The organism is Enterococcus sp. GC34 (assembly GCF_040886645.1).
GTDB classification, from domain to species: Bacteria; Bacillota; Bacilli; order Lactobacillales; family Enterococcaceae; genus Enterococcus; species Enterococcus faecalis.
Window position 1 is genome coordinate 1 of record NZ_JBFOEF010000002.1, and the last position, 24,761, is coordinate 24,761.

A 24,761-nucleotide genomic window follows, 5' to 3' on the forward strand; every position below is an offset into this window, starting at 1 on the left:
AACGGCGATCCTTTTTTTATTTACGTTTTTGTTTTCCAGCATTGCGACCTTTATTGCCGTTTGCTTTTGGTTGGTTCGTTTTTTGTGTTACTTTGTTTGTTTCTTTTGGTGTCACATCCTTAATAGGAGTAACCACTTGTTTTGGTGGGTTATTTTTCAATTCTTCTTGTACTTGTTTTTTAATTCTTGGACGTAAGAGGATATTTGTGATGGCAGATTGAATACATGTGAAAATACCACCAACTACCCAGTAAAGCGCTACGCCTGCAGGTGAGCTAAAGGACATGAAAACAATCATTAATGGTGAAACAATCAGCATTGATTTCATTGTTTTCTTTTGTTCTTCAGGAATACCAATCATTGAAATATAACCTTGAGCTAAATAGGCTAAACCAGCTAATGCCACTAAAATCATATTTGGTTGCCCTAAATTCATTCCTAAGAAGCTTGCCGTGGCAATACCTTTTGTATAACGAGCAGCAAAGAACAGAGAAGAGAAAATAGGCATTTGAATTAATAAAGGCAAACAACCAATTCCGCCAACCATACTCACATTGTTTTCTTTATAAATCCTTTGTAGTTCTGCTTGTGCGGCCATTTGTTCTTCACGCGTACTTGCTTGTTTCATTTTTGCTTGTGCAACATCCACTTGAGGTTTGATTGCTTGCATTTTTTCCGTTTGGATAAAGCTTTTTTTCGATTGATGTAAGCCTAACGGTAAAATAATGATCCGTACAATAATGGTGATAAAAATAATCGCCCAACCATAGTTCCAATTAAAGTTATCGACAAGATAAGTAATTGCATTACTCATCGGTAAAACAAGGAAGTTATAGACAAAACCTTCACCAGTTGGTTGTCCATCTGCTCCTGTTTTCACACAGCCTGATAAAAACATTACTAAAAATAGTAAGCCAGAGCCGTAAAGCCATCGGTTTAATTTACGCATGTAATTCGGTCCTTTTCTAAAAAATTTTTACATGGTTAACTATACTTGAAACAGCGCTCTTTTTCAATCAAAATCGAAAAGAAGCTCTTACAAAAATCAATAAAAAGCAGGAACTACTTGCTGTTCAAGGCTTCTTCCCAAAGAAATCAATCGTTAGAAAGTAAGTTTATTGAATCACTTTAAATTGTTCCGTTTCTTCTAACAAAGGGTCTTCTTGAATATCAACATACGTTACACGTCCCGCTGGACTGGGGGAATCTTTGATTTTTTTGATAAATGTTTCCATTATGTCTTCAGGTGCAATTGCTGTGATTGAAACGGACCCGTCGTCTTCGTTTCTCACTGAACCAGTGACACCTAATTGATCTGCCACCATTTTGGTCATGTAGCGGAAGCCAACACCTTGGACACGCCCTTGTACATTCATTCTTAGTTTTTCCATGAGAGACACTTCCTTTGCTTTTTTCTTTATGATAGCGATTTTTCTTGGTTCTAGCAAGTATCCAAGCAAGCTAGAAGCATGCTATAATACAAAGGCGAGGTGACTTATGAAAGAAATTACATCAACGAAAAATAACCAATTAAAAGAATGGAAAAAATTACACAAAAAGAAGTACCGAGAAGAACTGAACCAATATATAATAGAAGGATTTCATTTAGTTGAAGAAGCTGTGAAGGCCAACGCCGATGTTCAGTGGATTTTGTTTAACCAAAGAGGTCAACAAGAATGGGGAACTTGGTTAGCTGAACAAGAAACAGAAAAATTAATTTTTGTAAGTGATGAGGTTTTAAATAGCTTGTCGGAGCTGCCAACTTCACAAGGAATTTTGGCAATTGTCACCTTGGAAACGCAACAAGAGCAGTCGCTTTCTTTTAAAGGTGGTTGGTTACTTTTAGATAATATCCAAGACCCTGGTAATGTTGGTACGATGATTCGCACAGCTGATGCAGCAGGTTTAGCAGGTGTGATTTTAGGCAAAGGCACAGCAGATATTTACAATACAAAAGTGTTGCGCTCAATGCAGGGAAGCCACTATCATTTACCAGTTCTCCAACGAGAGTTGACTGAAGTGGTTCAGGCATTCAAGAAGCAAGGTCTACCAGTTTTCGGTACAGAACTAAATGAAGCTGCGATTGCTTATTATGAACAAGAGGCAGTGGAAAATTATGCGTTGATTTTAGGCAATGAAGGTAGCGGGGTTTCGCCAGAATTGTTAGCAGAAACCACGAAAAATCTTTATATTCCAATGAAAGGTCAAGCAGAATCATTGAATGTCGCTATCGCAGCGGGCGTGTTAATGTTTTATTTTGAAAATAATCAATAACAGAAACGAGTGTCAAAAAATGCTGACTATCAAAAAGACAACCCAGTTAACAGAAAAAGAATTAGAAACCATTATGACTATTTGGCTGCAAACGAATCTAGAAGCTCATCCATTTGTCGCACCAACTTATTGGCAAGAAAATAAGGCATTTGTCCGCGCTGCGTTACCAAAAGCAACACTGATCTTAGCGGAAGAAGAGGGTCAGATAATTGGGTTTTTAGGCTTAATGGATAACTATATCGCAGGAATTTTTATAAAAAAAGCGTTTCAAGGGAAGGGCATCGGTCAGAAATTACTGCAAGTAGCAAAAGAAGAACAGGACCTCTTATCTTTGGCTGTTTACAGGGAAAATCAAGCAGCTTATGCCTTTTATCAAAAACAAGGCTTTGTCCAACAAAAGCGAACCATCGATGAAACGGGAAACGAAGAATGTCATCTTGTTTGGCAAGCGCAGTAGGAGCGACATTTCTTGTTTTAAGGCTTGCTATTTTTCTGAAAATATCTTATACTGTTAAAGGTGTGATTTTCACACACGAAATCCACATTCTTTTCCATCTGCGAAGTGGTGCTACTACGGTAGTTCTTCAAGGAGTTGACGAAAAGAAGAGGAAAATAAAAACCAAACTGGAGGAAACACAACATGGCAGTAATTTCTATGAAACAATTACTAGAAGCCGGCGTACACTTTGGTCACCAAACTCGTCGCTGGAACCCAAAAATGAAGAAATATATCTTCACAGAAAGAAACGGTATCTACATCATTGACTTACAAAAAACAGTGAAATTAGTAGATGCAGCTTACGATTACATGAAAAACGTTGCAGAAGAAGGCGGCGTTGCTTTATTCGTAGGAACTAAAAAACAAGCACAAGAAGCAATCAAAGATGAAGCAATCCGCGCTGGTCAATACTATGTAAACCATCGTTGGTTAGGTGGTACGTTAACTAACTGGGATACAATCCAAAAACGTATTGCTCGCTTGAAAAAAATCAATGCAATGGAAGAAGACGGCACTTTCGAAGTTTTACCTAAGAAAGAAGTTGCTGGCTTAAACAAAGAACGTGAACGTTTAGAAAAATTCTTAGGTGGTATCGCTGATATGCCAAGAATTCCAGATGTAATGTACATCGTTGACCCACGTAAAGAACGCATTGCTGTTCAAGAAGCACACAAATTAAACATTCCAATCGTTGCAATGGTTGATACAAACTGTGATCCTGATGAGATCGATGTTGTAATCCCTTCAAATGATGATGCAATCCGCGCCGTGAAATTAATCACTGCTAAAATGGCTGATGCTTTCATCGAAGGTAACCAAGGGGAAGACCAAGCAACTGAAGAGTTATTCGTTGAAGAAACACCAGAAGCAACTTCAATCGAAGAAATCGTTGATGTTGTTGAAGGAAACAACGAATCAGCTGAATAATAATGATTACGGAGCTGTCTCAAAGGCTAGGCGACAAAAAGCCTGATTCTCCTTTGAGATAGCTTTTTTAAAAAGAATTGATAATATCCGAGGAGGACACAAATAATGGCAGACGTTACAGCTAAAATGGTAAAAGAATTACGCGATATGACTGGCGTTGGAATGATGGACGCTAAAAAAGCATTAGTAAAAGTAGAAGGCGACATGGAAAAAGCCGTAGACTTTTTACGTGAAAATGGTATGGCTAAAGCAGCGAAGAAAAATGACCGCATTGCGGCTGAAGGTTTAGCAAACGTAGCAACTGTAGGTAACGTTGCAGCAATCGTTGAAGTAAACTCAGAAACTGACTTCGTTTCTAAAAACGAAATGTTCCAAGATTTAGTTAAAGATATTGCGACTAAAGTTGCTGAAAACAAACCAGCTACGATGGAAGAAGCAATGGCTATTAAAACTGAAAAAGGCACAATCGAATCTGATTTAATCGAAGCAACAACTGTTATCGGTGAAAAAATCAGCTTCCGTCGTTTTGAAGTTGTCGAAAAAGCTGACAATGCTGCATTTGGCGCTTACTTACACATGGGTGGCCGTATTGCTGTATTAACAGTTATCGATGGCACAACTGACGAAGAAGTAGCGAAAGATGTTGCTATGCACATCGCGGCAATCAACCCTCGCTATGTCAACGAATCTCAAATTCCTCAAGAAGAATTAGAACACGAAAAAGCTGTGTTAACTGAACAAGCATTAAACGAAGGTAAACCAGCAAATATCGTTGAAAAAATGGTTGTTGGTCGTCTACAAAAATTCAAAGCAGAAATCGCTTTGGTTGACCAACCATTTGTTAAAGATCCAGATATGACTGTCGAAAAATTTGTTGCTTCTAAAGGCGGCGAAGTGAAATCATTCGTACGTTTTGAAGTTGGCGAAGGTATCGAAAAACGTGAAGATAACTTTGCGGATGAAGTAATGAGCCAAATGAAAAACTAAGAGCATCAAACGCTCGGTTGAAAAGCCGTGAATCATAAGTATCTAAACAGACAGCGCTCCCCAAAGGAAGCTGCATAAATTGATTACTGCTTGATTCAAGGCAGTCTTTCAGCCATTTGGGAACGCATAACTTTGATATGCGCTCCCTTTTTTTAGGCAAAACCAGTGGATCGCACTGCTTGGTCTAAAAAATCATTTTGGTGAAAAGTCATCTAAATGAGGAATTGAATGATTTTTAGAGAATCTTGGAGGGAATTATGATGGTTAAACCTAAGTATCAACGTGTCGTATTAAAGTTAAGTGGAGAAGCGCTAGCCGGAGAAGACGGTTTTGGCATTAAACCACCAGTCATTAAAGAAATCGTCCAAGAAATTAAAGAGGTCCATGAATTAGGTATCGAAATGGCCATCGTGGTTGGCGGCGGAAACATCTGGCGTGGACAAATTGGTGCTCAAATGGGCATGGAACGTGCACAAGCAGATTATATGGGCATGTTAGCTACTGTGATGAATGCCTTAGCATTGCAAGATACATTAGAAAATCTTGGTGTGCCTACACGTGTTCAAACATCAATTGAAATGCGTCAAATTGCAGAACCATACATTCGTCGTCGTGCAGAACGTCATTTAGAAAAAGGCCGCGTTGTTATTTTTGCCGGAGGAACAGGAAATCCTTACTTCTCGACAGATACAACGGCTGCTTTACGAGCTGCAGAAGTGGATGCGGACGTCATCTTAATGGCGAAGAACAATGTTGATGGTGTTTATTCTGCAGATCCACGTGTGGATGAAACAGCGACAAAATTTGAAGAACTAACACATTTAGATGTTATTTCTAAAGGGCTGCAAGTAATGGATTCAACAGCAAGCTCATTAAGTATGGATAACGATATTCCTTTAGTTGTCTTTAACCTAAATGAAGCAGGAAATATCCGTCGTGCCATCCTTGGTGAAAATATCGGAACAACTGTAAGGGGGAAATAAAGAATGTCTAAAGAAGTTTTAGCAACAGCCAAAGAAAAAATGACAAAAGCGGAAGAGAGCTTACGCCGTGAATTAGGTCAAATTCGTGCTGGTCGTGCGAACGCAAGTCTATTAGATCGTATTCAAGTAGAATATTATGGTGCACCAACACCAGTTAACCAATTAGCAAGTATCAATATCCCAGAAGCACGTGTATTAATGATTACACCGTTTGACAAAAATTCTATCGCTGACATTGAAAAAGCTATTCAAATGAGTGATATCGGCATTAGTCCAACCAATGATGGAAATGTCATCCGTTTAGTGATTCCACAATTAACGGAAGAACGTCGGAAAGAATTAGCCAAAGACGTGAAAAAAGAAGCGGAAAACTCAAAAGTTGCTGTCCGTAACGTTCGTCGTGATGCAATGGATGAGTTGAAAAAAGCTCAAAAAAATGGCGACATCACTGAAGATGAATTACGTTCATTTGAAAAAGATGTTCAAAAATTAACAGACGATAGCATCAAAAATATCGATGCGATTACTGCTGAAAAAGAACAAGAACTTTTAGAAGTATAAAACCAATCACTAATAAAAATTATTGAATCCAGAGAAGCAAATGCTCTGGATTTTTTTGTATAGATGAGGAAGGCGTATCTCAACGCTCTCTTTGCGAAAGTCATTCTAAAGTAATTATTTAAGAAAACGCTTTCTTTAATAAATTTTTTTATTCTACCAGAATTTTTTTCTTTGTGTAGGGAGGATCACTTAAAAATATAGAGAAACTTTGAAATATCAGCCTTTTAAAATTTTCCTTCACAAATTGAATCCTAAAATTTGATGATAAGAGTTGTTATTTTTAGCAATTGTAATTTGCGATTCATTCTCAATTAGGCTAAAATGAGTGAGAACGGAAAAACGATTAAAACAAGTTGGAGGGAATTGTACATGTCTGTGTTAGAAATCAAAAATTTACACGTATCAATTGAAGATAAAAAGATTCTAAAAGGAGTCGATTTAACAATTAATACTGGAGAAATCCATGCAATTATGGGGCCTAATGGAACTGGTAAATCTACTTTATCAGCAGCAATTATGGGAAATCCTAACTATGAAGTCACAGAAGGAGAAATTCTATTTGACGGCGTCAACGTTTTAGATTTAGAAGTAGACGAACGCGCTCGCCTAGGCTTATTCTTAGCAATGCAATACCCAAGTGAAATTCCAGGGATTACCAATGCTGAATTCATGCGTGCAGCAATCAATGCAAAACGTGACGAAGACAACAAAATGTCAGTCATGCAGTTCTTAAAAAAATTAGATAGCAAAATGGAATTATTAAATATGCCTGAAGAAATGGCTGAGCGTTACTTAAACGAAGGGTTTTCTGGCGGCGAGAAAAAACGAAATGAAATTTTACAATTATTGATGTTAGAGCCTACGTTTGCCATTTTAGATGAAATTGATTCAGGCTTAGATATCGATGCGTTAAAAGTAGTTTCTAAAGGGGTTAATGAAATGCGAGGTGAGAACTTTGGTGCGTTAATTATTACCCATTACCAACGCTTATTGAACTATATCACGCCAGATGTTGTTCATATCATGATGGAAGGCCGCGTTGTGAAAACCGGTGGGGCTGATTTGGCAAAACGTTTAGAAACAGAAGGCTATGCTGGTATCAGCCAAGAATTAGGTATTGATTACAAAGAAGAAGCGTAAGGAGGACAAGATAAATGAAAAAAGTAAATCTAATGGATTATCTTGACGAAGTCACCGCTTTTTCACTAGAACATGAAGAACCAGCTTGGATGACTGAATTGCGAACAACGGCTTTAAAAAACGCTGACGAAAGTGAGTTACCACATATTGATCGTGTGAAATTTCATCGTTGGCCTTTATTAAATGTTTACATGGAAAGTTATGTTCCTTCTGAAGGAAATGTCGCAAGTTTTGATCAAATGAAAGACAATCCTTTAATTGTTCAACAAGGATCTTTTCATGCTTTTGAGCAATTGCCAGCCTCATTAGCGGAACAAGGGGTAATTTTTACAGACATTTTTACTGCTTTACAAGAGCACCCAGAATTAGTTAAAGAATACTATATGACTAAAGCTGTATTACCAGAAGAAGATAAGCTGACAGCAGCTCATGCAGCTTTCATGAATAGTGGCGTTTTCTTATACGTTCCTAAAAACGTAGTGATTGAAGAGCCCATTGAATCTTTGTTTATTCAGGATTCAGATAGCAACCAACCTTTCTTTAAACATGTTTTAATCGTTGCAGATAATCATAGTGAATTCAGTTATTTAGAACGCTTTCAATCAACCGGTCATCATGCAGAGAAAGCTTCGGGAAATATTGTTGTGGAAGTGATTGCGAAAGATGGCGCAAAAGTTAAATACTCAGCTGTAGATCAATTAGGGCAAACTGTAACGACTTATATGAATCGTCGTGGCTATATTATGCGGGATGCCTCTGTTGATTGGGCTCTAGGCGTCATGAATGATGGCGATGTTGTTGCTGATTTTGATTCTGATTTAGTTGGCGAAGGCGCTCATTCAGAAGTTAAAGTCGTTGCAATTAGTGCAGGTAAACAAACACAAGGCATCGACACACGAGTGACAAACAAAGCGCCACATTCGATTGGTCATATTTTACAACATGGAGTCATTCGTGAACGTGGTACTTTAACGTTTAATGGAATTGGCCACATTTTAAAAGGAGCAAAAGGAGCCGACGCACAGCAAGAAAGTCGTGTTTTAATGCTGTCTGATAAAGCTCGTGGTGATGCCAATCCAATTCTTTTAATTGATGAAAATGAAGTGACTGCCGGACACGCAGCCAGCGTTGGTCGAGTAGATCCAGAAGAAATGTATTATTTAATGAGCCGCGGCTTGCGTAAAGAAGAAGCGGAACGTTTGGTGATTCGTGGCTTCCTAGGTTCTGTCATTACAGCAATTCCAGTTAAAGAAGTACAAAATGAATTTGTAGAAGTAATTGAAGGGAAGTTAAACGCATGATGGATGCAGCAACCATTCGTCAATCGTTTCCTATTTTATTTCAAGAAGTTAATGATGAACCGCTAGTTTATTTAGACAATGCTGCGACAACCCAAAAACCAACGGCGGTGTTAGATGTTTTACGACATTATTATGAAACCGATAATGCCAATGTTCATCGTGGGGTGCACACGTTAGCCGAACGAGCAACGAAGGACTATGAAGCCTCCCGCGAAAAGGTTCGCCAATTTATACATGCTAAAGAAACAGCGGAAGTTTTATTTACACGAGGAACAACAACCAGTTTGAATTGGATTGCCAAAAGTTATGGTGACTTGGCAGTTACAGCCGGGGATGAAATCGTCATATCTTACATGGAACATCATTCAAACATTATTCCCTGGCAACAATTAGCCCAACGTACAGGAGCCATTTTGAAGTATATAGACGTCACTGAAGACGGCTTTTTAGACATGGCAAGTGCACGTCAACAAATTACAGAAAAAACGAAAATTGTTTCGATTGCTCATGTTTCAAATGTGTTAGGAGTCATTAATCCGATCGTAGAATTAACACAATTAGCCCATCAAAATGGCGCTGTGATGGTGGTAGACGGCGCGCAAGCAGTTCCTCATATGCCTGTGGACGTTCAAGCCATCGATGCTGATTTTTATGCATTTAGTGGTCACAAAATGTGTGGACCAACTGGAATTGGTGTCCTTTATGGCAAACGTCATTTATTGGAACAAATGGAACCTGTGGAATTTGGTGGCGAAATGATTGACTTTGTTCATCTTCAAGAAAGTACTTGGAAAGAGCTTCCTTGGAAATTTGAAGCTGGCACACCTAATATTGCCGGGGCAATTGCCTTAGGTTCCGCCATTGATTATTTAACAGAAATTGGTTTAGAGGCCATTCATCAACATGAAGCAGCCCTTGTTCACTATGTTTTGCCGAAGTTGCAAGCTATCGAGGGCTTGACGATTTATGGTCCACAGAATCCAAAAGACCACACAGGTGTGATTGCTTTTAATATTGAAGGTTTACATCCACATGATGTGGCTACGGCGTTAGATATGGAAGGGGTCGCTGTCAGAGCGGGTCACCATTGCGCGCAACCGCTATTAAACTATCTGAGCGTGCCAGCAACTGCACGGGCAAGTTTTTATTTATACAATACCAAAGAAGACGCAGATCGCTTAGTTGAAGCGATTAAAGCGACAAAGGAGTTTTTCCAGCATGGCACTTTCTAAATTAGATAACTTATATCGCCAAGTCATTTTGGACCATTCTAGCCACCCACATCACCACGGAACGCTAGATGCGTCTAGCCAAACAATTGAACTGAATAATCCTACTTGCGGAGATGTGATTGAACTGGATGTGGCCATTGAAGACGGTGTGATTAAAGATATCGCCTTCCAAGGAAGTGGCTGTTCCATCAGTACAGCAAGTGCTAGTATGATGACTGATGCGGTCTTAGGAAAAACAATCGCCGAAGCAACGGCCTTAGCAGAGGATTTCTCTCAACTTGTTCAAGGAAATGAAGTGGCCGAAGATGAAAAATTAGGTGATGCGGCAATGTTAAGCGGCGTAGCTAAATTTCCAGCTCGGATCAAATGTGCAACCCTAGCTTGGAAAGCCTTAGAACAGGCTGTTGCTAATAACGGCCAAGGCGAAGCCGGTCATTTACATTGTGAAAAATAAAGAAAGGGTGACGACGAATTGAGTACAGTACCTGAATTAGAAGAATATAAATTTGGCTTTCACGACGATGTGGAACCAGTCTTTAGTACCGGAGACGGCCTAACCGAAGACGTCGTTCGTGAAATTTCTCGCGTGAAAGGCGAACCAGAATGGATGCTTGACTTCCGTTTAAAATCGTTAGAACAATTCAATAAAATGCCCATGCAAGAATGGGGTCCAGACCTGTCAGATATTGACTTTAGTAAAATTAAATATTACCAAAAACCGAGTGACAAACCCGCACGCGATTGGGATGATGTACCTGATAAAATCAAAGAAACCTTTGAAAAAATTGGGATTCCCGAAGCTGAGCGTGCTTATCTAGCTGGGGCTTCGGCTCAATATGAATCAGAAGTTGTTTACCACAACATGAAAGAAGAATTTGAAAAATTAGGCATCATTTTTACAGATACTGACTCTGCTTTAAAAGAATATCCTGACTTATTCAAAGAGTATTTTTCAAAACTTGTGCCACCAACAGATAATAAACTGGCCGCTTTAAACTCAGCTGTTTGGTCAGGTGGAACCTTTATTTATGTACCAAAAGGCGTTCGAGTTGATGTACCATTACAAACATATTTCCGAATCAACGCTGAAAATACCGGCCAATTTGAACGGACCTTGATTATTGTCGATGAAGGGGCTAGCGTTCACTATGTTGAAGGTTGTACGGCACCCACGTATTCAAGTAACAGCTTGCATGCGGCCATCGTAGAAATTTTTACAAGAAAAGATGCTTATTGTCGTTATACCACTATTCAAAACTGGTCAGATAACGTCTACAACTTAGTAACCAAACGTGCTAAAGCTTACGAAGGTGCCACTGTCGAATGGATTGATGGTAACCTAGGAGCTAAAACAACCATGAAATATCCAAGCGTTTACTTAGATGGCAAAGGCGCCCGTGGCACGATGTTATCGATTGCCTTTGCTGGTGCTAACCAAATCCAAGATACTGGGGCCAAAATGATTCACAATGCGCCGAATACCTCTAGCTCAATTGTTTCAAAATCAATTGCTAAAGACGGCGGCGAAGTTAACTACCGTGGCCAAGTGACTTTTGGAAAAGACAGCGCAGGCTCGATTTCCCACATCGAATGCGACACGATTATCATGGACGAAAAATCAAAATCAGATACGATTCCGTTTAACGAAATCCATAACAGCCAAGTGTCCTTAGAACACGAAGCCAAAGTTTCAAAAATTTCTGAAGAACAATTATATTATTTAATGAGTCGCGGCTTATCTGAAGCCGAAGCGACAGAAATGATTGTTATGGGCTTTGTTGAACCATTTACGAAAGAATTACCGATGGAATATGCGGTTGAGTTGAATCGATTGATTAGTTATGAGATGGAAGGGTCTGTCGGCTAGTTTTTCACTCTACCAACAAATAATCAACTAAAACAACAACGGAAAGCCAAACAAGAAACACACTAATCATGCTTCTTCAAAGAAAGTACAAATAAAAAAGCGATGACTCGAGAAGAAAATCTCTATGGAGCCATCGCTTTTTCTTATATTTTAGTTAAAAAATTATTTTACTAAAGGTTGAAGTAACTTGTTCCAGAAACTAATGAGTGGGCCAGCACCAAATGCACAAATAATTGTACCAATCCCAATTGGACCACCAGCAATAAAGCCAATTAATAGGACCAACAAATCTTGTGCTTTTCGAACAGAAGCGTAAGGTTTGTTGATTTGTTGACAGATGGTTGGCGCAATCGCATCATAGGGGGATTCGCCTTGATCTGTAGACATGTATAAGGCGCAGCCAAATGTAAAAATCAGGACTCCGACGAATAAAGAAAGTAGTTTGCCAATTGTTGAGCCTCCTAAACTATCGGCGTAAGGTTGAAGCCAAGTAGAAATCTGTTGAATCAAAATCCCTACTAAAAGCATATTTAAAATAGTTCCTAGACCAATGGCTTTTTTGTTTTTTAAATAGACATAGAATAGAATAAACGCATTGACAATAATTTGAAAAATACCTAATTGCATACCAAACATTGAAGAAAGTCCGATATTCATAGCAGTGAAAGGATCAACTCCTAAACCTGCCACTCTTAAGGTGGATGCGCCAATCCCGATAATAACTAAACCAATTAAAATTAAAAAAACATTTTTGACTAGTTTCATGGTAAGCCTCCTGAATAGATTTTGTGTGTGATAGTACAAAGTCTGCAACAAAAATTCATAGAGAATTTTGTTGCAGACTACTTTTTAACCAGCTCCGTGTTGGAACGAAGGGTATAGAGACATCCCGCCATCTACAAAGAGTGTTGTTCCGGTTACGTATGAGGATTCATCAGAAGCTAACCAAGCGGCCGCAGCAGCTACTTGATTTGGTTTACCAATAATGCCCATAGGAACCATGCTCGTTGTTTGTTTTAACTGTTCGGGATCGGAAAATTTTTCAGCATTAATAGGTGTGTTAATCGCTCCAGGTGCAATACAGTTGGCACGAATACCATATTCCGCATATTCCAAAGCGATTGTTTTCGTGAACATTTCGGTTGCACCTTTACTTGCCGCATAGTGGGCGAACGTTGGCCAAGGAATTCTTTGGTGAACGGAGGACATATTAATGATTGACCCTTTGATTTTTTGATCTCTAAATATTCGGAGTGCCTCTCTAGAACCCAAAAAGACACCGTTTAAATTGACATCAATGACACGTTGCCATTCTTTTAATGGCATATCAATTGTCGGAAAAGAAGCCTCCACACCGGCGTTATTTACCCAAATGTCAACATGACCAAACTCTTTTAAAGCGGTTTCAGCTAACGCTTTAATATCTTCTTCATTAGAGACATCAGCCTTCACGAATTTTACGCGGTCTGCGTGCTTGGCTTGGACATCTTCAAATTCTTTAGGCAGCTCACCGACATAGTCAGCAACAACATTCATGCCCTCTAAGATATAACGCAGAGTAATAAATAATCCTAAACCCGTAGCTGCACCAGTGACAACGGCTACTTTACCATGTAATTCTCCATACATTGATTCATTCCCCCTAAAATAACTATTAATACTTTCATGGTAGCACATGTCAATCAGCGTGTTGATAAAATACGACAAACTGTCGGAAAAGTTTATGGTCTAAAGTTAGCTACTATTGTTGAAGGTCTTTAAAATAAATACTGGTCGTAGTAATCAATTCCTCTCATTTATACAGTTTTCTAAAAAAACACAAAATATCTAGGCGAAGTGGTCAAGTCCAATGGTTATTTATGAGTGAATATGCTAAAATAAAACTTGTCTTACATAAGGAAAGATTTGTTCACTAACAGTGGCGACTGTTCTCAGTAAACAGTTGCACTGGTTTATCGGGAAGGGAACAGAGCAAGTTTTACGAGACTTTCCCATGTAATAATAAAAAGCACTGAACGTCAGTGAATGAAGGAAGAAGGACATCTATGAAAACAATTATCACATTCATTATTGTCTTCGGTATTCTTGTCCTCGTACATGAATTTGGCCACTTTTATTTTGCAAAACGAGCGGGTATTTTAGTTCGTGAGTTTGCAATCGGAATGGGACCAAAGATTTTTGCGCATCGTGGAAAAGATGGCACCACTTATACGATTCGCTTATTGCCGATTGGTGGCTATGTGCGAATGGCTGGGATGGGCGAAGACATGACAGAAATCACACCAGGTATGCCTCTATCTGTTGAGTTAAATGCCGTGGGTAATGTGGTTAAAATTAATACAAGTAAAAAAGTACAATTACCTCATAGTATTCCGATGGAAGTCATTGATTTTGATCTTGAAAAAGAATTATTCATCAAGGGCTATGTCAATGGAAACGAGGAAGAAGAAACCGTTTATAAAGTTGACCATGATGCAACGATTATTGAAAGTGATGGAACCGAGGTGCGGATTGCGCCACTTGACGTTCAATTTCAATCAGCGAAATTATCGCAACGCATTTTAACGAACTTTGCGGGACCCATGAATAACTTTATCTTAGGGTTTATTCTGTTTACGTTAGCGGTCTTTCTACAAGGAGGCGTCACTGATTTAAACACGAATCAAATTGGACAAGTGATTCCTAATGGCCCAGCCGCAGAAGCTGGGTTGAAAGAAAACGATAAAGTCTTATCGATTAATAATCAAAAAATCAAAAAATACGAAGATTTTACAACCATTGTGCAGAAGAACCCCGAAAAGCCGTTAACGTTCGTAGTTGAGCGTAACGGCAAAGAAGAGCAACTAACAGTGACACCAGAAAAACAAAAAGTGGAAAAACAAACGATTGGTAAAGTCGGCGTTTATCCTTATATGAAAACCGATTTACCGTCAAAATTGATGGGCGGTATTCAGGATACTTTAAATAGTACGACACAGATTTTTAAAGCACTCGGCTCACTATTCACCGGTTTTAGCTTAAACAAACTAGGTGGGCCAGTCATGATGTTTAAATTATCGGAAGAAGCATCCAATGCTGGAGTAAGTACAGTTGTATTCTTAATGGCCATGTTGTCAATGAACTTAGGGATTATTAATTTGTTGCCAATCCCAGCTTTAGATGGCGGGAAAATTGTCTTAAACATTATTGAAGGTGTACGTGGAAAACCAATTAGTCCTGAAAAAGAAGGCATCATTACGTTAATTGGCTTTGGGTTTGTCATGGTGTTAATGGTGTTAGTTACTTGGAACGATATTCAACGCTTTTTCTTTTAAGGAGAAAGCTTAAGTAAAAAAGTGTGTAAAGAAATCAAAAATAGTTGATTTTAAAATAGAGGAGAGTTTTAATGAAACAGTCAAAAATGTTAATTCCAACGTTAAGAGAAGTACCAAATGATGCAGAAGTCTTAAGTCATCAAATTCTGTTGCGCGCAGGCTATATTCGTCAAGTCGCTGCAGGGATTTATTCTTATTTACCTTTAGCCAATCGTGTTTTAGAAAAATTAAAAACGATTATGCGAGAAGAATTTGAGAAAATTGATGCAGTTGAAATGTTAATGCCTGCGTTATTACCCGCAGAACTTTGGAAAGAATCAGGCCGTTATGAAACTTATGGACCTAACTTGTATCGCTTAAAAGATCGCAATGACCGTGACTATATCTTAGGCCCAACGCATGAAGAAACCTTCACAGAATTAATTCGTGATGAAATCAATTCTTACAAACGATTACCTTTGAATTTATACCAAATTCAAACAAAATATCGTGATGAAAAACGCCCTCGTTCTGGCTTATTAAGAGGCCGTGAATTTATTATGAAAGATGGCTATTCTTTTCATGCCGATGAAGCTAGTTTAGATCAATCATACCGTGATTACGAAAAAGCTTACTCACGCATTTTTGAACGCTGTGGACTAGAATTCCGTGCCATTATTGGGGACGGTGGTGCCATGGGTGGTAAAGATTCTAAAGAATTTATGGCGATTTCTGAAATTGGGGAAGATACTATTTGTTATTCAACAGAAAGTGATTATGCTGCCAATTTAGAAATGGCAACAAGTCTTTATACGCCGAAAAAATCACATGAAACACAATTAGATTTAGAAAAAATTGCAACACCAGAAGTGGGTACAATTGCCGAAGTGGCAAACTTCTTTGAAGTTGAGCCACAACGTATTATTAAATCAGTACTATTTATTGCCGATGAAGAGCCAGTAATGGTCTTGGTTCGTGGCGATCATGATGTCAATGATGTCAAATTGAAAAACTTCTTAGGCGCTGATTTCCTAGATGAAGCAACAGAAGAAGATGCTCGCCGTGTCTTAGGAGCTGGCTTTGGTTCAATTGGTCCAGTCAATGTTTCCGAAGATGTTAAAATTTATGCAGATTTAGCTGTTCAAGATTTAGCCAACGCCATTGTTGGAGCTAACGAAGATGGCTATCATTTGACAAATGTAAATCCAGATCGTGATTTCCAACCAATTAGTTACGAAGATTTACGCTTTGTTCAAGAAGGCGATCCTTCTCCTGATGGCAATGGTGTCTTAGCCTTTACTAAAGGAATCGAAATTGGTCATATCTTTAAATTAGGAACGCGTTATAGTGATGCTATGGGCGCAACAGTTTTAGATGAAAACGGTCGTGAAAAATCAGTGATCATGGGTTGCTATGGCATCGGCGTTAGTCGTTTACTTTCAGCAATCGTTGAACAAAATGCAGACGAGCGTGGTATTAATTGGCCAACAGGAATTGCGCCATTTGATTTACACGTGGTCCAAATGAATGTGAAAGATGAGTATCAAACAAAACTATCACAAGAAGTTGAAGCAATGATGACCGAAGCGGGCTACGAAGTATTAGTTGATGACCGCAATGAGCGCGCAGGTGTAAAATTTGCTGATGCTGATTTAATTGGTTGTCCAATCCGTATCACAGTCGGTAAAAAAGCAGTCGATGGTGTGGTAGAAGTCAAAATCAAACGTACTGGTGAAATGTTAGAAGTACGCAAAGAAGAATTAGAAAGCACACTTTCTATTTTGATGAACACAACATCAGAAGCGGAATAATAATGAAAAGGGTGGACAAAATGATTAGGATAAACTGTTTCCGCCACTTATCAGCGTTTAAGCTTGAAGCAAAAATCACTTTAGATTTTTGCTTCAAGCTCTTCTTAGCTCTTTTTAGAAAAGAAACAAGATTGTTTTTTTACAAAAAACGAGTATACTTAATAGAGAAGCGAATGCAGAGAAACCGAAAAAAGGCACTTGACAGATTTGTCTGAGGGCCTTTTTTCAATGATAGAAGGAGGTTCATTTTGTGACAGAAAAAGCACGCGATTTATTTGATAAACTGATGACGCAAATTCAGTTAGATGACATAGCGAAAGAACATCCCTTAATTCAAAATGGCCGGATTGACAAGGTCATTGTTCACCAACAAAGTCGCTTATGGGAATTTCATTTAAGTTTTGATGAATTGATGCCAGTGATGCTATATCAAACATTTATGCAACAATTGGAACTAGCTTTTCAACAAATTGCACAGGTTTCCGTTCAAATAACCACAAATCAGACAACATTTACTGAGGAACAATTAACGGATTATTGGCAGTTGGCCTTGTTAAATAGTCAATGCAATACGCCGTTAGTTCAGAAAGTCTTAAAAACACAGACACCACAATTTGAAGATCGGAAAATTATTTTACCTGTTGATAATGAAGCAGTTATTCCTTATTTGAAGCAACAATATTTACCAATTATTGAGGAACTTTATTTCTCTTACGGGTTTCCTAAATTTCATATTGAACCAAAAATGGATCAACAGCAAGCTGCAGAAGTGTTGAAAAAGTTTGAAGAGCAAAAATTAGAACAAGCCGCAGCCTTTCAACAACAAGCTGCTGAATCGCTTGTTAAACATGAACAAATGAAAAAAGAAAAACAACAACAAGCGCCTGCGTTTGATGGTCCAATTCGTTTAGGGCGGAATATTCCCAATGATGAACCCATTATGCCAATGGGAAACATACTGGAAGAAGAACGTCGGATAACGATTGAAGGCTTTATTTTTGATAAAGAAGTGCGTGAATTGCGTTCTAAACGAAAAATTTTAATTTTGAAAATAACTGATTATACTTCCTCTTTCGTGGTGAAGAAATTTTCGAATGGGGAAAAAGATGAACAAGTTTTTGATGCGATTCAACCACAAAGTTGGATTCGTGTTCGTGGTAGTGTACAAGAAGATACCTTCATGCGTGATTTAGTCATGAATGCTCAAGATTTGATGGAAGTCGCCCATGCGCCAAGAAAAGACTACGCGCCAGAAGGTGAAAAACGTGTAGAATTACACATGCATAGTAACATGAGTACAATGGATGCGACCAATAAAGTCGGTGACTTGGTGGCGCAAGCGGGGAAATGGGGTCACAAGGCCATCGCAATTACGGATCATGGCGGCGCCCAAGCGTTTCCTGATGCCCATGCCGCAGGTAAAAAAGCGGACGTTAAAATTTTATACGGCGTGGAAGCCAATATTGTTGATGATGGTGTACCTATTGCTTACAACGAAGAACATATTGAATTAACAGATGCTACCTATGTGGTCTTTGACGTGGAAACAACGGGGCTTTCCGCTGTTTATGATACAATTATTGAATTGGCCGCTGTCAAAATGCACAAAGGAAATGTCATTGAGACATTTGAGCAATTTATTGATCCTGGCCATCCATTATCTCAAACAACGATCAATTTAACTGGGATTACAGATGAAATGGTACGCGGTTCAAAATCCGAAGAAGAAGTTTTACGCATGTTTAAAGAGTTTTCAGAAGGAACTATTTTAGTGGCCCACAACGCTTCTTTTGATATGGGGTTCTTAAATACAAGTTATGGCAAACATGGAATACCTGAAGCGGCTAATCCCGTCATCGATACATTAGAATTATCCAGATTCTTGTATCCACATTTCAAAAGCCATCGTCTAAATACCTTATCGAAAAAATTTGGCGTCAACTTAGAACAACATCACCGCGCCATCTATGACTCGGAATCAACAGGTCATTTGTGCTGGATTTTCTTAAAAGAAGCGAAAGAGAATCATGATATGCATTTCCATGATGATTTGAATCGTCATATTGGCGAAGGAGACTCATACAAACGAGCTCGACCTTTCCATGCAACGATTTTAGCAACAACTCAAGCAGGATTAAAAAATCTTTTTAAATTGATTTCCATGTCCAATGTAGATTATTTTTTCCGAGTACCACGGATTCCTCGTTCGCAATTATCGAAGTTAAGAGAAGGGCTTTTAATTGGTTCCGCATGTTCAAACGGCGAAATTTTTGAAGCAATGATGCAAAAAGGTGTCGAAGAAGCAAAAAATCGTGCCAAATTCTACGATTATATTGAAGTTATGCCCAAACCAGTTTACGCGCCATTAATTGAACAAGAATTGGTGAAAAATGAAGCAGATTTGGAAGAAATTATTAGTAATCTAGTGAAAATCGGTGATGAACTTGGCAAGCTGGTTGTCGCCACTGGAAATGTTCATTATTTAAATGAAGAAGATGCCATCTATCGGAAAATTTTAGTCGGGTCTATGGGTGGCGCTAATCCGTTAAATCGCCATAGTTTACCAAAGGTTCATTTCAGAACCACCGATGAAATGTTAACGGAATTTCAATTTTTAGGACAAGACGTCGCTAAGCGAATTGTAGTAGAAAATCCCAACAAAGTCGCTGATTTATGTGAAGAAGTTATTCCAGTAAAAGACGATTTGTATACGCCGAAAATTCCTGGGTCTGAACAAGAAATCACTGATTTAAGCTACAATCGTGCGCGCGAATTGTATGGCGATCCTTTACCAGAAATTGTCGAAAAACGGTTAGAAAAGGAACTGAATTCGATTAACGGAAATGGTTTCTCGGTCATTTATTTAATTTCTCAAAAACTGGTGCATAAAAGTAATGAAGATGGCTATTTAGTTGGTTCACGGGGCTCTGTCGGTTCTAGTTTTGTTGCGACAATGACAGGGATTACTGAAGTAAATCCTTTAGCGCCACATTATTATTGTCCTGAGTGTCAATATTCTGAGTTCTATGAAGATGGTTCCTATGGTTCAGGGTTTGATATGCCTGAAAAAGCCTGTCCGAAATGTGGCGCTCGATTGTTTAAAGATGGTCACGATATTCCTTTTGAAACGTTCTTAGGGTTCCATGGCGACAAAGTTCCCGATATCGATTTGAACTTTTCTGGCGATTATCAAGCCGAAGCCCATAACTACACGAAAGTTCTTTTTGGTGAAGAATATGTCTACCGGGCAGGAACCATTGGTACAGTTGCCGACAAAACAGCGTATGGCTTTGTTAAAGGATATGAAAGAGATCATAATTTACATTTGCGTGGTGCTGAAATTGATCGCTTAGCCAAAGGTTCAACAGGGGTTAAACGGACGACTGGGCAGCATCCTGGCGGTATTATTGTAATTCCTGATTACATGGATGTTTATGACTTTACGCCAATTCAATACCCTGCTGATGATCAAGAGGCAGAATGGAAAACGACGCACTTTGATTTCCATTCCATTCACGATAATATTTTAAAACTTGATATTCTGGGACATGATGATCCAACCGTGATTCGGATGTTACAAGATTTATCTGGGATTGAGCCAAAAACCATCCCAACAGACGATCCAGAAGTGATGCGTATTTTTGAAGGACCTGATGTTCTAGGTGTGGATGCAGAGCAAATTTATTCTAAAACAGGAACTTTAGGAATTCCTGAATTTGGAACACGTTTCGTTCGAGGCATGTTAGAGCAGACCCATCCATCAACTTTTGCAGAATTACTTCAAATTTCTGGACTGTCTCACGGAACCGATGTGTGGTTAGGGAATGCAGAAGAGTTGATTCGCCGTGGCGAAGCCAATCTTGCTGAAGTAATTGGTTGTCGGGATGATATCATGGTATATTTAATTCATGCTGGTTTGGACAGTGGGATGGCCTTTAAGATTATGGAAACGGTACGTAAAGGACAATGGAATAAGATTCCCGATGAACTACGGGATACGTATTTAAATGCGATGAAGGAAAACAACGTCCCTGACTGGTATATTGATTCTTGTTCTAAAATTAAATATATGTTCCCGAAAGCCCATGCGGCAGCATACGTATTAATGGCATTGCGGGTCGCTTACTTTAAAGTTTATTTCCCAATCTTATATTACTGTGCATTTTTCTCCGTTCGGGCGGATGACTTTGACTTAGTGGCAATGTCACAAGGGAAAGAAGCTGTGAAAGCACGAATGAAAGAAATTACGGACAAAGGGATGGACGCCTCCACTAAAGAGAAAAACTTATTAACGGTTTTAGAATTATGTAATGAAATGTTGGAACGAGGCTATAAATTTGGCATGATTGATTTGTACAAATCGGACGCTGAAAATTTTGTGATTGAAGGGGATACCTTGATTGCACCTTTCCGAGCAGTGCCAAGTTTAGGACTCAACGTAGCGAAAGCCATTGTCGCTGCGCGAGAAGAGCAACCGTTCTTGTCGAAAGAAGATTTGGCAACACGAGGCAAAGTTTCTAAAACGTTAATTGAATACATGAATGAAAATGGTGTCTTAAAAGACTTGCCAGATGAAAACCAATTATCATTATTTGATATGTTATAAAAGAAAAATCTCTTAGAAAAAGGCCGGTGAAGCAACTTATTCACCGGCCTTTTTTAGTCATCAAATAAATTAGAAAATCATTGCTAGAAGCGTTTTAATTACTTATTAAAAAGCCATCTTTATTTAATTATGTTGAGCTTGTGCATAAAAAGTAAAATGCTTATGATAAATGAAGAGCTTTATTTTTTTAATAAGAAAGGAATTGGTTATATGGACAAAAAGCAATTACGATGGTTCACCGTCGGGTTAATTGCCTTTAACATGGTCTGGGGTCTTGGAAATGTTGTGAATAATTATGCACAACAAGGGATTTCAGTGGTCACTTCATGGCTTTTGATTTTAGTTTTATATTTTATTCCCTATGCGTTAATCGTAGGACAATTAGGTTCAACATTTAAAGACAGTAATGGTGGGGTTAGTTCGTGGGTGCAAAATACCAGTACTAAACGTCTAGCCTATTATGCAGCATGGACTTATTGGGTAGTGCACATTCCTTACTTGGCACAAAAACCACAAGCAATTTTAATTGCCTTAGGTTGGGCAGTTCAAGGGAATGGAAACCTAGTCAATACGATGCCAATCGTAACGGTATCATTTATTTCATTAATAATTTTCTTGGTTTTCTTGTTATTATCAACAAAAGGGTTAACCACCTTAAAAGTTATTGGTGGTTTAGCTGGAACCGCCATGTTTGTGATGTCTATTTTATTCATTTTATTAGCGGTAGGCGCACCATTTATTAATTCAACGGTTGAATTTGCGACGCCAAACATGTCACAAGTCAGCACCTACATTCCTAAATTTGATTTTAGTTATTTTACAACCGTATCAATGTTAGTTTTTGCGGTAGGTGGCGCTGAAAAAATTTCTCCTTACGTAAATGCAACTAAAAATCCAGCCAAAGAGTTCCCTAAAGGAATGATTTTCCTAGCAGCAATGGTTGGTTTATCGGCTGTTTTAGGTTCATTTGCAATGGGCATGTTATTCTCAAGTGACAATATTCCTAAAGATTTAATGGCAAATGGTGCCTACAGTGCCTTCCAAAAATTAGGCGCATATTATGGTGTCGGTAATCTCTTAATGATTGTTTATGCTTTGACGAATACAGTGGGTCAAGTGGCTGCGTTAGCCTTTTCAATTGATGCTCCACTGAAAATTCTTTTAGCTGAAGCAGATCCAGAATTTGTTCCAAGTTGGTTACGCAAACGTACGAAAAAAGGTACGTTAATTAATGGTTACCTATTAACAGGTATTTTAGTAAGTATTATTATCGCTTTACCGATGTTTGGGTTGAAGGACATGAACGAAGTGGTTAAATGGCTAACTAACTTAAATTCTGTAGTTATGCCAATGCGTTACTTGTGGGTCTTCTTTGCCTATATGCTTCTAAACAAAGCATACAAACAATTTAATTCAGAATATAAATTTGTTAAAAATCCTAAAATTGGTTTTGTGTTTGGTCTTTGGTGTTTCCTATTTACAGCCTTTGCTTGTATCCTAGGAATGGTGCCTAAATTTGAGTATGCCTCAGACCCTCAAGGCTGGTTGTTCCAATTAGCTTCTAACATTGTGACACCAATCGTCTTAATTCTATTAGGAATGATTTTACCAGCAATTGCACGTCGCGAGAAAAAAGACACAATTTTGCCAATTGATTCAGCAGAATAATTGGTTGCATGTTTCAAGGATAAAATAGTCAGTTTAAGTATTTTGCGTGAGATAAATGGTCAATAGGACTGTTTGTCTCACGTTTTTTTCTATCGATTTTTCTCTAAAATTTCTGTTGTCTCTTAAAAACATGAGAAAATCAGAAGAATTTCTCCTGTATACTAAAGGTATCTATCATTAAAAATGGTTATTAACAGAGAAAAAGGAAGTGAAACTCATGACTAAAACACTTGAAACACAACCAGAAGAGAAAACGGTCTTTCTTTGTAAAGAAACGAATCCAGATTTTTTAGGACGAGAAATTTATGCGGATAATGTTGAAACACCGTATAATTTTTACTTAATTCGCAAGCTTTATTTAGCGAAAGAGTATCAAAATTTAGCAGAAGGGGAACAATTTTTTGAGGCTTTATGTGAAAGTTGGGATGAATCAGAACAGTTTGAAGAGTTAATTGTTAAAAAGATTTATGTCTATGTTGAAACGGAGTTAATGTACTACACTGTTTATTTTGGAAGCTTTGAGCCGACCACTCGTGACTTACGATTCGCACTGAAACAATGGATGTATGAAATACCGACAACTAAAAATAAAAAAACAGTCCGTATGAATGAAACCAATGTGCAAGTAGTGCCGCAAGAAAATCAATTAACGGAATTAGCTGGTGAAATTGCTGTCTTACGTGAAATGTTGACACTTTTAAAAGAAAATTTAGCCTCCTTGAATGAAGCCGTTAATCAAACGAGAAATCCCGTCATTTCTAGACAAATAAAAACGATCCATTTGAAAAGAGCTTCTCCTGTGATAGCCGCAGAACAGGCATCTCTGAAAATATCAGAGGATACTAATCCGGAACAACCAGACGTCAATCTCTCGCCTGATAATCTGGAAAAGCAAGAAGTTGAAACAACTGTAGCACCAAGTGAAGCAGTGCTTCCTGTTAACAAACCAGCGCTTGAAGAACCAGCAAAAGAACCAGTGTTATCTGAACCAGCGCCATTTGAAGAAGCGCTGCCAGAAGAACCTCAAGAAAACCAGCAGAGCACCGCGGCAAAACCTTTATTTACTTTTCCACAAGAAACAGAAAAAAGCTCGCTAAATTCAGTGAATGATTCTGCCGAAAAAGAAGAGGAGCAGAAGCCAGAAAAAGAAGCTGTCTCTATGGAAAGTGAGGAAGAAAATTCATCAAGTCGGACAATTCCTGCAGACTTTCAACGACAATTGGACGAATTAGAAGAGGAAATTTATCGTCGCTTTATGAGTCGCCAGTTAGAGGATACTGATGGAAATCAAGCAGTTCCGAAAATAACGATTGAAAAAAGACAGTTAGAAGCACAAATGCTTGAAGCAAAAGCATTCTCACAATCATTTAAACAAGTTCAAAAGAAAAAGGCAGGAGACGTGCGAATTTGCAATCAGTTAAGTTGTATGAAATTAGAAAAAGGATTAGATAAATTTTTAGACGAAGTTACAGAATATGTTGAAAAGCGGACCCTATTTAATAAAAAGGTTCGTTGTCCGCTCCCAGTAATCAGAGAATTGGAAGGCTATGGGCAATTAAACCAGTATATGCAGAAAATCCTTGACTGTTATTAATCGTTTATTTAGGAGAAG

Annotated in this window: 20 protein-coding genes; 16 read left to right on the forward strand and 4 right to left on the reverse strand. The window is 38.4% G+C overall.

Annotation, left to right across the window (positions count from 1 at the left end):
• Positions 1–16 precede the first annotated feature (16 nt).
• Positions 17–949: a membrane protein insertase YidC gene (yidC, locus tag AB3I72_RS02480; RefSeq protein WP_002382768.1), complete on the reverse strand. Its 933-nt coding sequence runs from the start codon at positions 947–949 to the stop codon at positions 17–19.
• A gap of 166 nt (positions 950–1,115) precedes the next feature.
• Positions 1,116–1,391: an acylphosphatase gene (locus AB3I72_RS02485; RefSeq protein WP_010706543.1), complete on the reverse strand. Its 276-nt coding sequence runs from the start codon at positions 1,389–1,391 to the stop codon at positions 1,116–1,118.
• Positions 1,392–1,497: 106 nt separating this feature from the next.
• Here AB3I72_RS02485 and AB3I72_RS02490 point away from each other — a divergent pair, with 106 nt between their 5' ends.
• The 11 genes from AB3I72_RS02490 (at position 1,498) to sufB (ending at position 11,771) form a co-directional block, all read left to right on the forward strand.
• Positions 1,498–2,274: an RNA methyltransferase gene (locus AB3I72_RS02490; protein ID WP_002356757.1), complete on the forward strand. Its 777-nt coding sequence runs from the start codon at positions 1,498–1,500 to the stop codon at positions 2,272–2,274.
• 19 nt (positions 2,275–2,293) lie between these two features.
• Positions 2,294–2,731, forward strand: a complete 438-nt coding sequence (locus tag AB3I72_RS02495) for a GNAT family N-acetyltransferase (RefSeq protein WP_104806355.1) — start codon at positions 2,294–2,296, stop codon at positions 2,729–2,731.
• A 183-nt stretch (positions 2,732–2,914) separates the two neighbouring features.
• Complete coding sequence (gene rpsB, locus AB3I72_RS02500; RefSeq protein ID WP_002356759.1) at positions 2,915–3,700, forward strand: 30S ribosomal protein S2; 786 nt, start codon at positions 2,915–2,917, stop codon at positions 3,698–3,700.
• Positions 3,701–3,805: 105 nt separating this feature from the next.
• Positions 3,806–4,687, forward strand: coding sequence for a translation elongation factor Ts (gene tsf, locus AB3I72_RS02505; protein WP_002356760.1), 882 nt, complete (start codon positions 3,806–3,808; stop codon positions 4,685–4,687).
• 260 nt (positions 4,688–4,947) lie between these two features.
• Positions 4,948–5,670, forward strand: coding sequence for a UMP kinase (gene pyrH, locus AB3I72_RS02510; protein WP_002356761.1), 723 nt, complete (start codon positions 4,948–4,950; stop codon positions 5,668–5,670).
• Between the two features lie 3 nt (positions 5,671–5,673).
• Positions 5,674–6,231, forward strand: a complete 558-nt coding sequence (gene frr / locus AB3I72_RS02515) for a ribosome recycling factor (RefSeq protein WP_002356762.1) — start codon at positions 5,674–5,676, stop codon at positions 6,229–6,231.
• A 369-nt stretch (positions 6,232–6,600) separates the two neighbouring features.
• Positions 6,601–7,371, forward strand: coding sequence for a Fe-S cluster assembly ATPase SufC (sufC, locus tag AB3I72_RS02520; RefSeq protein ID WP_002356763.1), 771 nt, complete (start codon positions 6,601–6,603; stop codon positions 7,369–7,371).
• A gap of 14 nt (positions 7,372–7,385) precedes the next feature.
• Positions 7,386–8,672, forward strand: a complete 1,287-nt coding sequence (gene sufD, locus AB3I72_RS02525) for a Fe-S cluster assembly protein SufD (RefSeq protein ID WP_368023517.1) — start codon at positions 7,386–7,388, stop codon at positions 8,670–8,672.
• Positions 8,669–9,904: a cysteine desulfurase gene (locus tag AB3I72_RS02530; protein ID WP_104806356.1), complete on the forward strand. Its 1,236-nt coding sequence runs from the start codon at positions 8,669–8,671 to the stop codon at positions 9,902–9,904. The genes sufD and AB3I72_RS02530 overlap by 4 nt, the downstream gene beginning before the upstream one ends.
• Complete coding sequence (gene sufU, locus AB3I72_RS02535) at positions 9,891–10,358, forward strand: Fe-S cluster assembly sulfur transfer protein SufU (RefSeq protein WP_002356768.1); 468 nt, start codon at positions 9,891–9,893, stop codon at positions 10,356–10,358. The genes AB3I72_RS02530 and sufU overlap by 14 nt, the downstream gene beginning before the upstream one ends.
• A gap of 18 nt (positions 10,359–10,376) precedes the next feature.
• Positions 10,377–11,771, forward strand: coding sequence for a Fe-S cluster assembly protein SufB (sufB, locus tag AB3I72_RS02540; RefSeq protein WP_002356769.1), 1,395 nt, complete (start codon positions 10,377–10,379; stop codon positions 11,769–11,771).
• Positions 11,772–11,933: 162 nt separating this feature from the next.
• Here the strand turns inward: sufB and AB3I72_RS02545 are convergent, their stop codons facing one another.
• Positions 11,934–12,536: a YitT family protein gene (locus AB3I72_RS02545; RefSeq protein WP_368023519.1), complete on the reverse strand. Its 603-nt coding sequence runs from the start codon at positions 12,534–12,536 to the stop codon at positions 11,934–11,936.
• Positions 12,537–12,620: 84 nt separating this feature from the next.
• Complete coding sequence (locus AB3I72_RS02550) at positions 12,621–13,400, reverse strand: SDR family oxidoreductase (RefSeq protein WP_002359767.1); 780 nt, start codon at positions 13,398–13,400, stop codon at positions 12,621–12,623.
• A 416-nt stretch (positions 13,401–13,816) separates the two neighbouring features.
• Between AB3I72_RS02550 and rseP the strand changes: the two genes are divergently transcribed.
• The 5 genes from rseP to AB3I72_RS02575 all read left to right on the forward strand — a co-directional run bounded on the left by rseP (position 13,817) and on the right by AB3I72_RS02575 (position 24,743).
• Positions 13,817–15,085, forward strand: coding sequence for an RIP metalloprotease RseP (rseP, locus tag AB3I72_RS02555; RefSeq protein ID WP_002359768.1), 1,269 nt, complete (start codon positions 13,817–13,819; stop codon positions 15,083–15,085).
• A 71-nt stretch (positions 15,086–15,156) separates the two neighbouring features.
• Entirely contained in the window at positions 15,157–16,875 is a 1,719-nt protein-coding gene (locus tag AB3I72_RS02560; RefSeq protein ID WP_002356780.1) for a proline--tRNA ligase, read from the forward strand.
• Positions 16,876–17,125: 250 nt separating this feature from the next.
• Complete coding sequence (locus AB3I72_RS02565; RefSeq protein WP_368023520.1) at positions 17,126–21,481, forward strand: PolC-type DNA polymerase III; 4,356 nt, start codon at positions 17,126–17,128, stop codon at positions 21,479–21,481.
• 210 nt (positions 21,482–21,691) lie between these two features.
• Positions 21,692–23,149 carry an amino acid permease gene (locus tag AB3I72_RS02570; protein WP_002356790.1) on the forward strand — a complete coding sequence of 486 codons (1,458 nt, stop codon included), beginning with the start codon at positions 21,692–21,694 and terminating at the stop codon, positions 23,147–23,149.
• A 217-nt stretch (positions 23,150–23,366) separates the two neighbouring features.
• Positions 23,367–24,743, forward strand: a complete 1,377-nt coding sequence (locus AB3I72_RS02575; protein ID WP_368023521.1) for a hypothetical protein — start codon at positions 23,367–23,369, stop codon at positions 24,741–24,743.
• Positions 24,744–24,761: the final 18 nt, after the last annotated feature.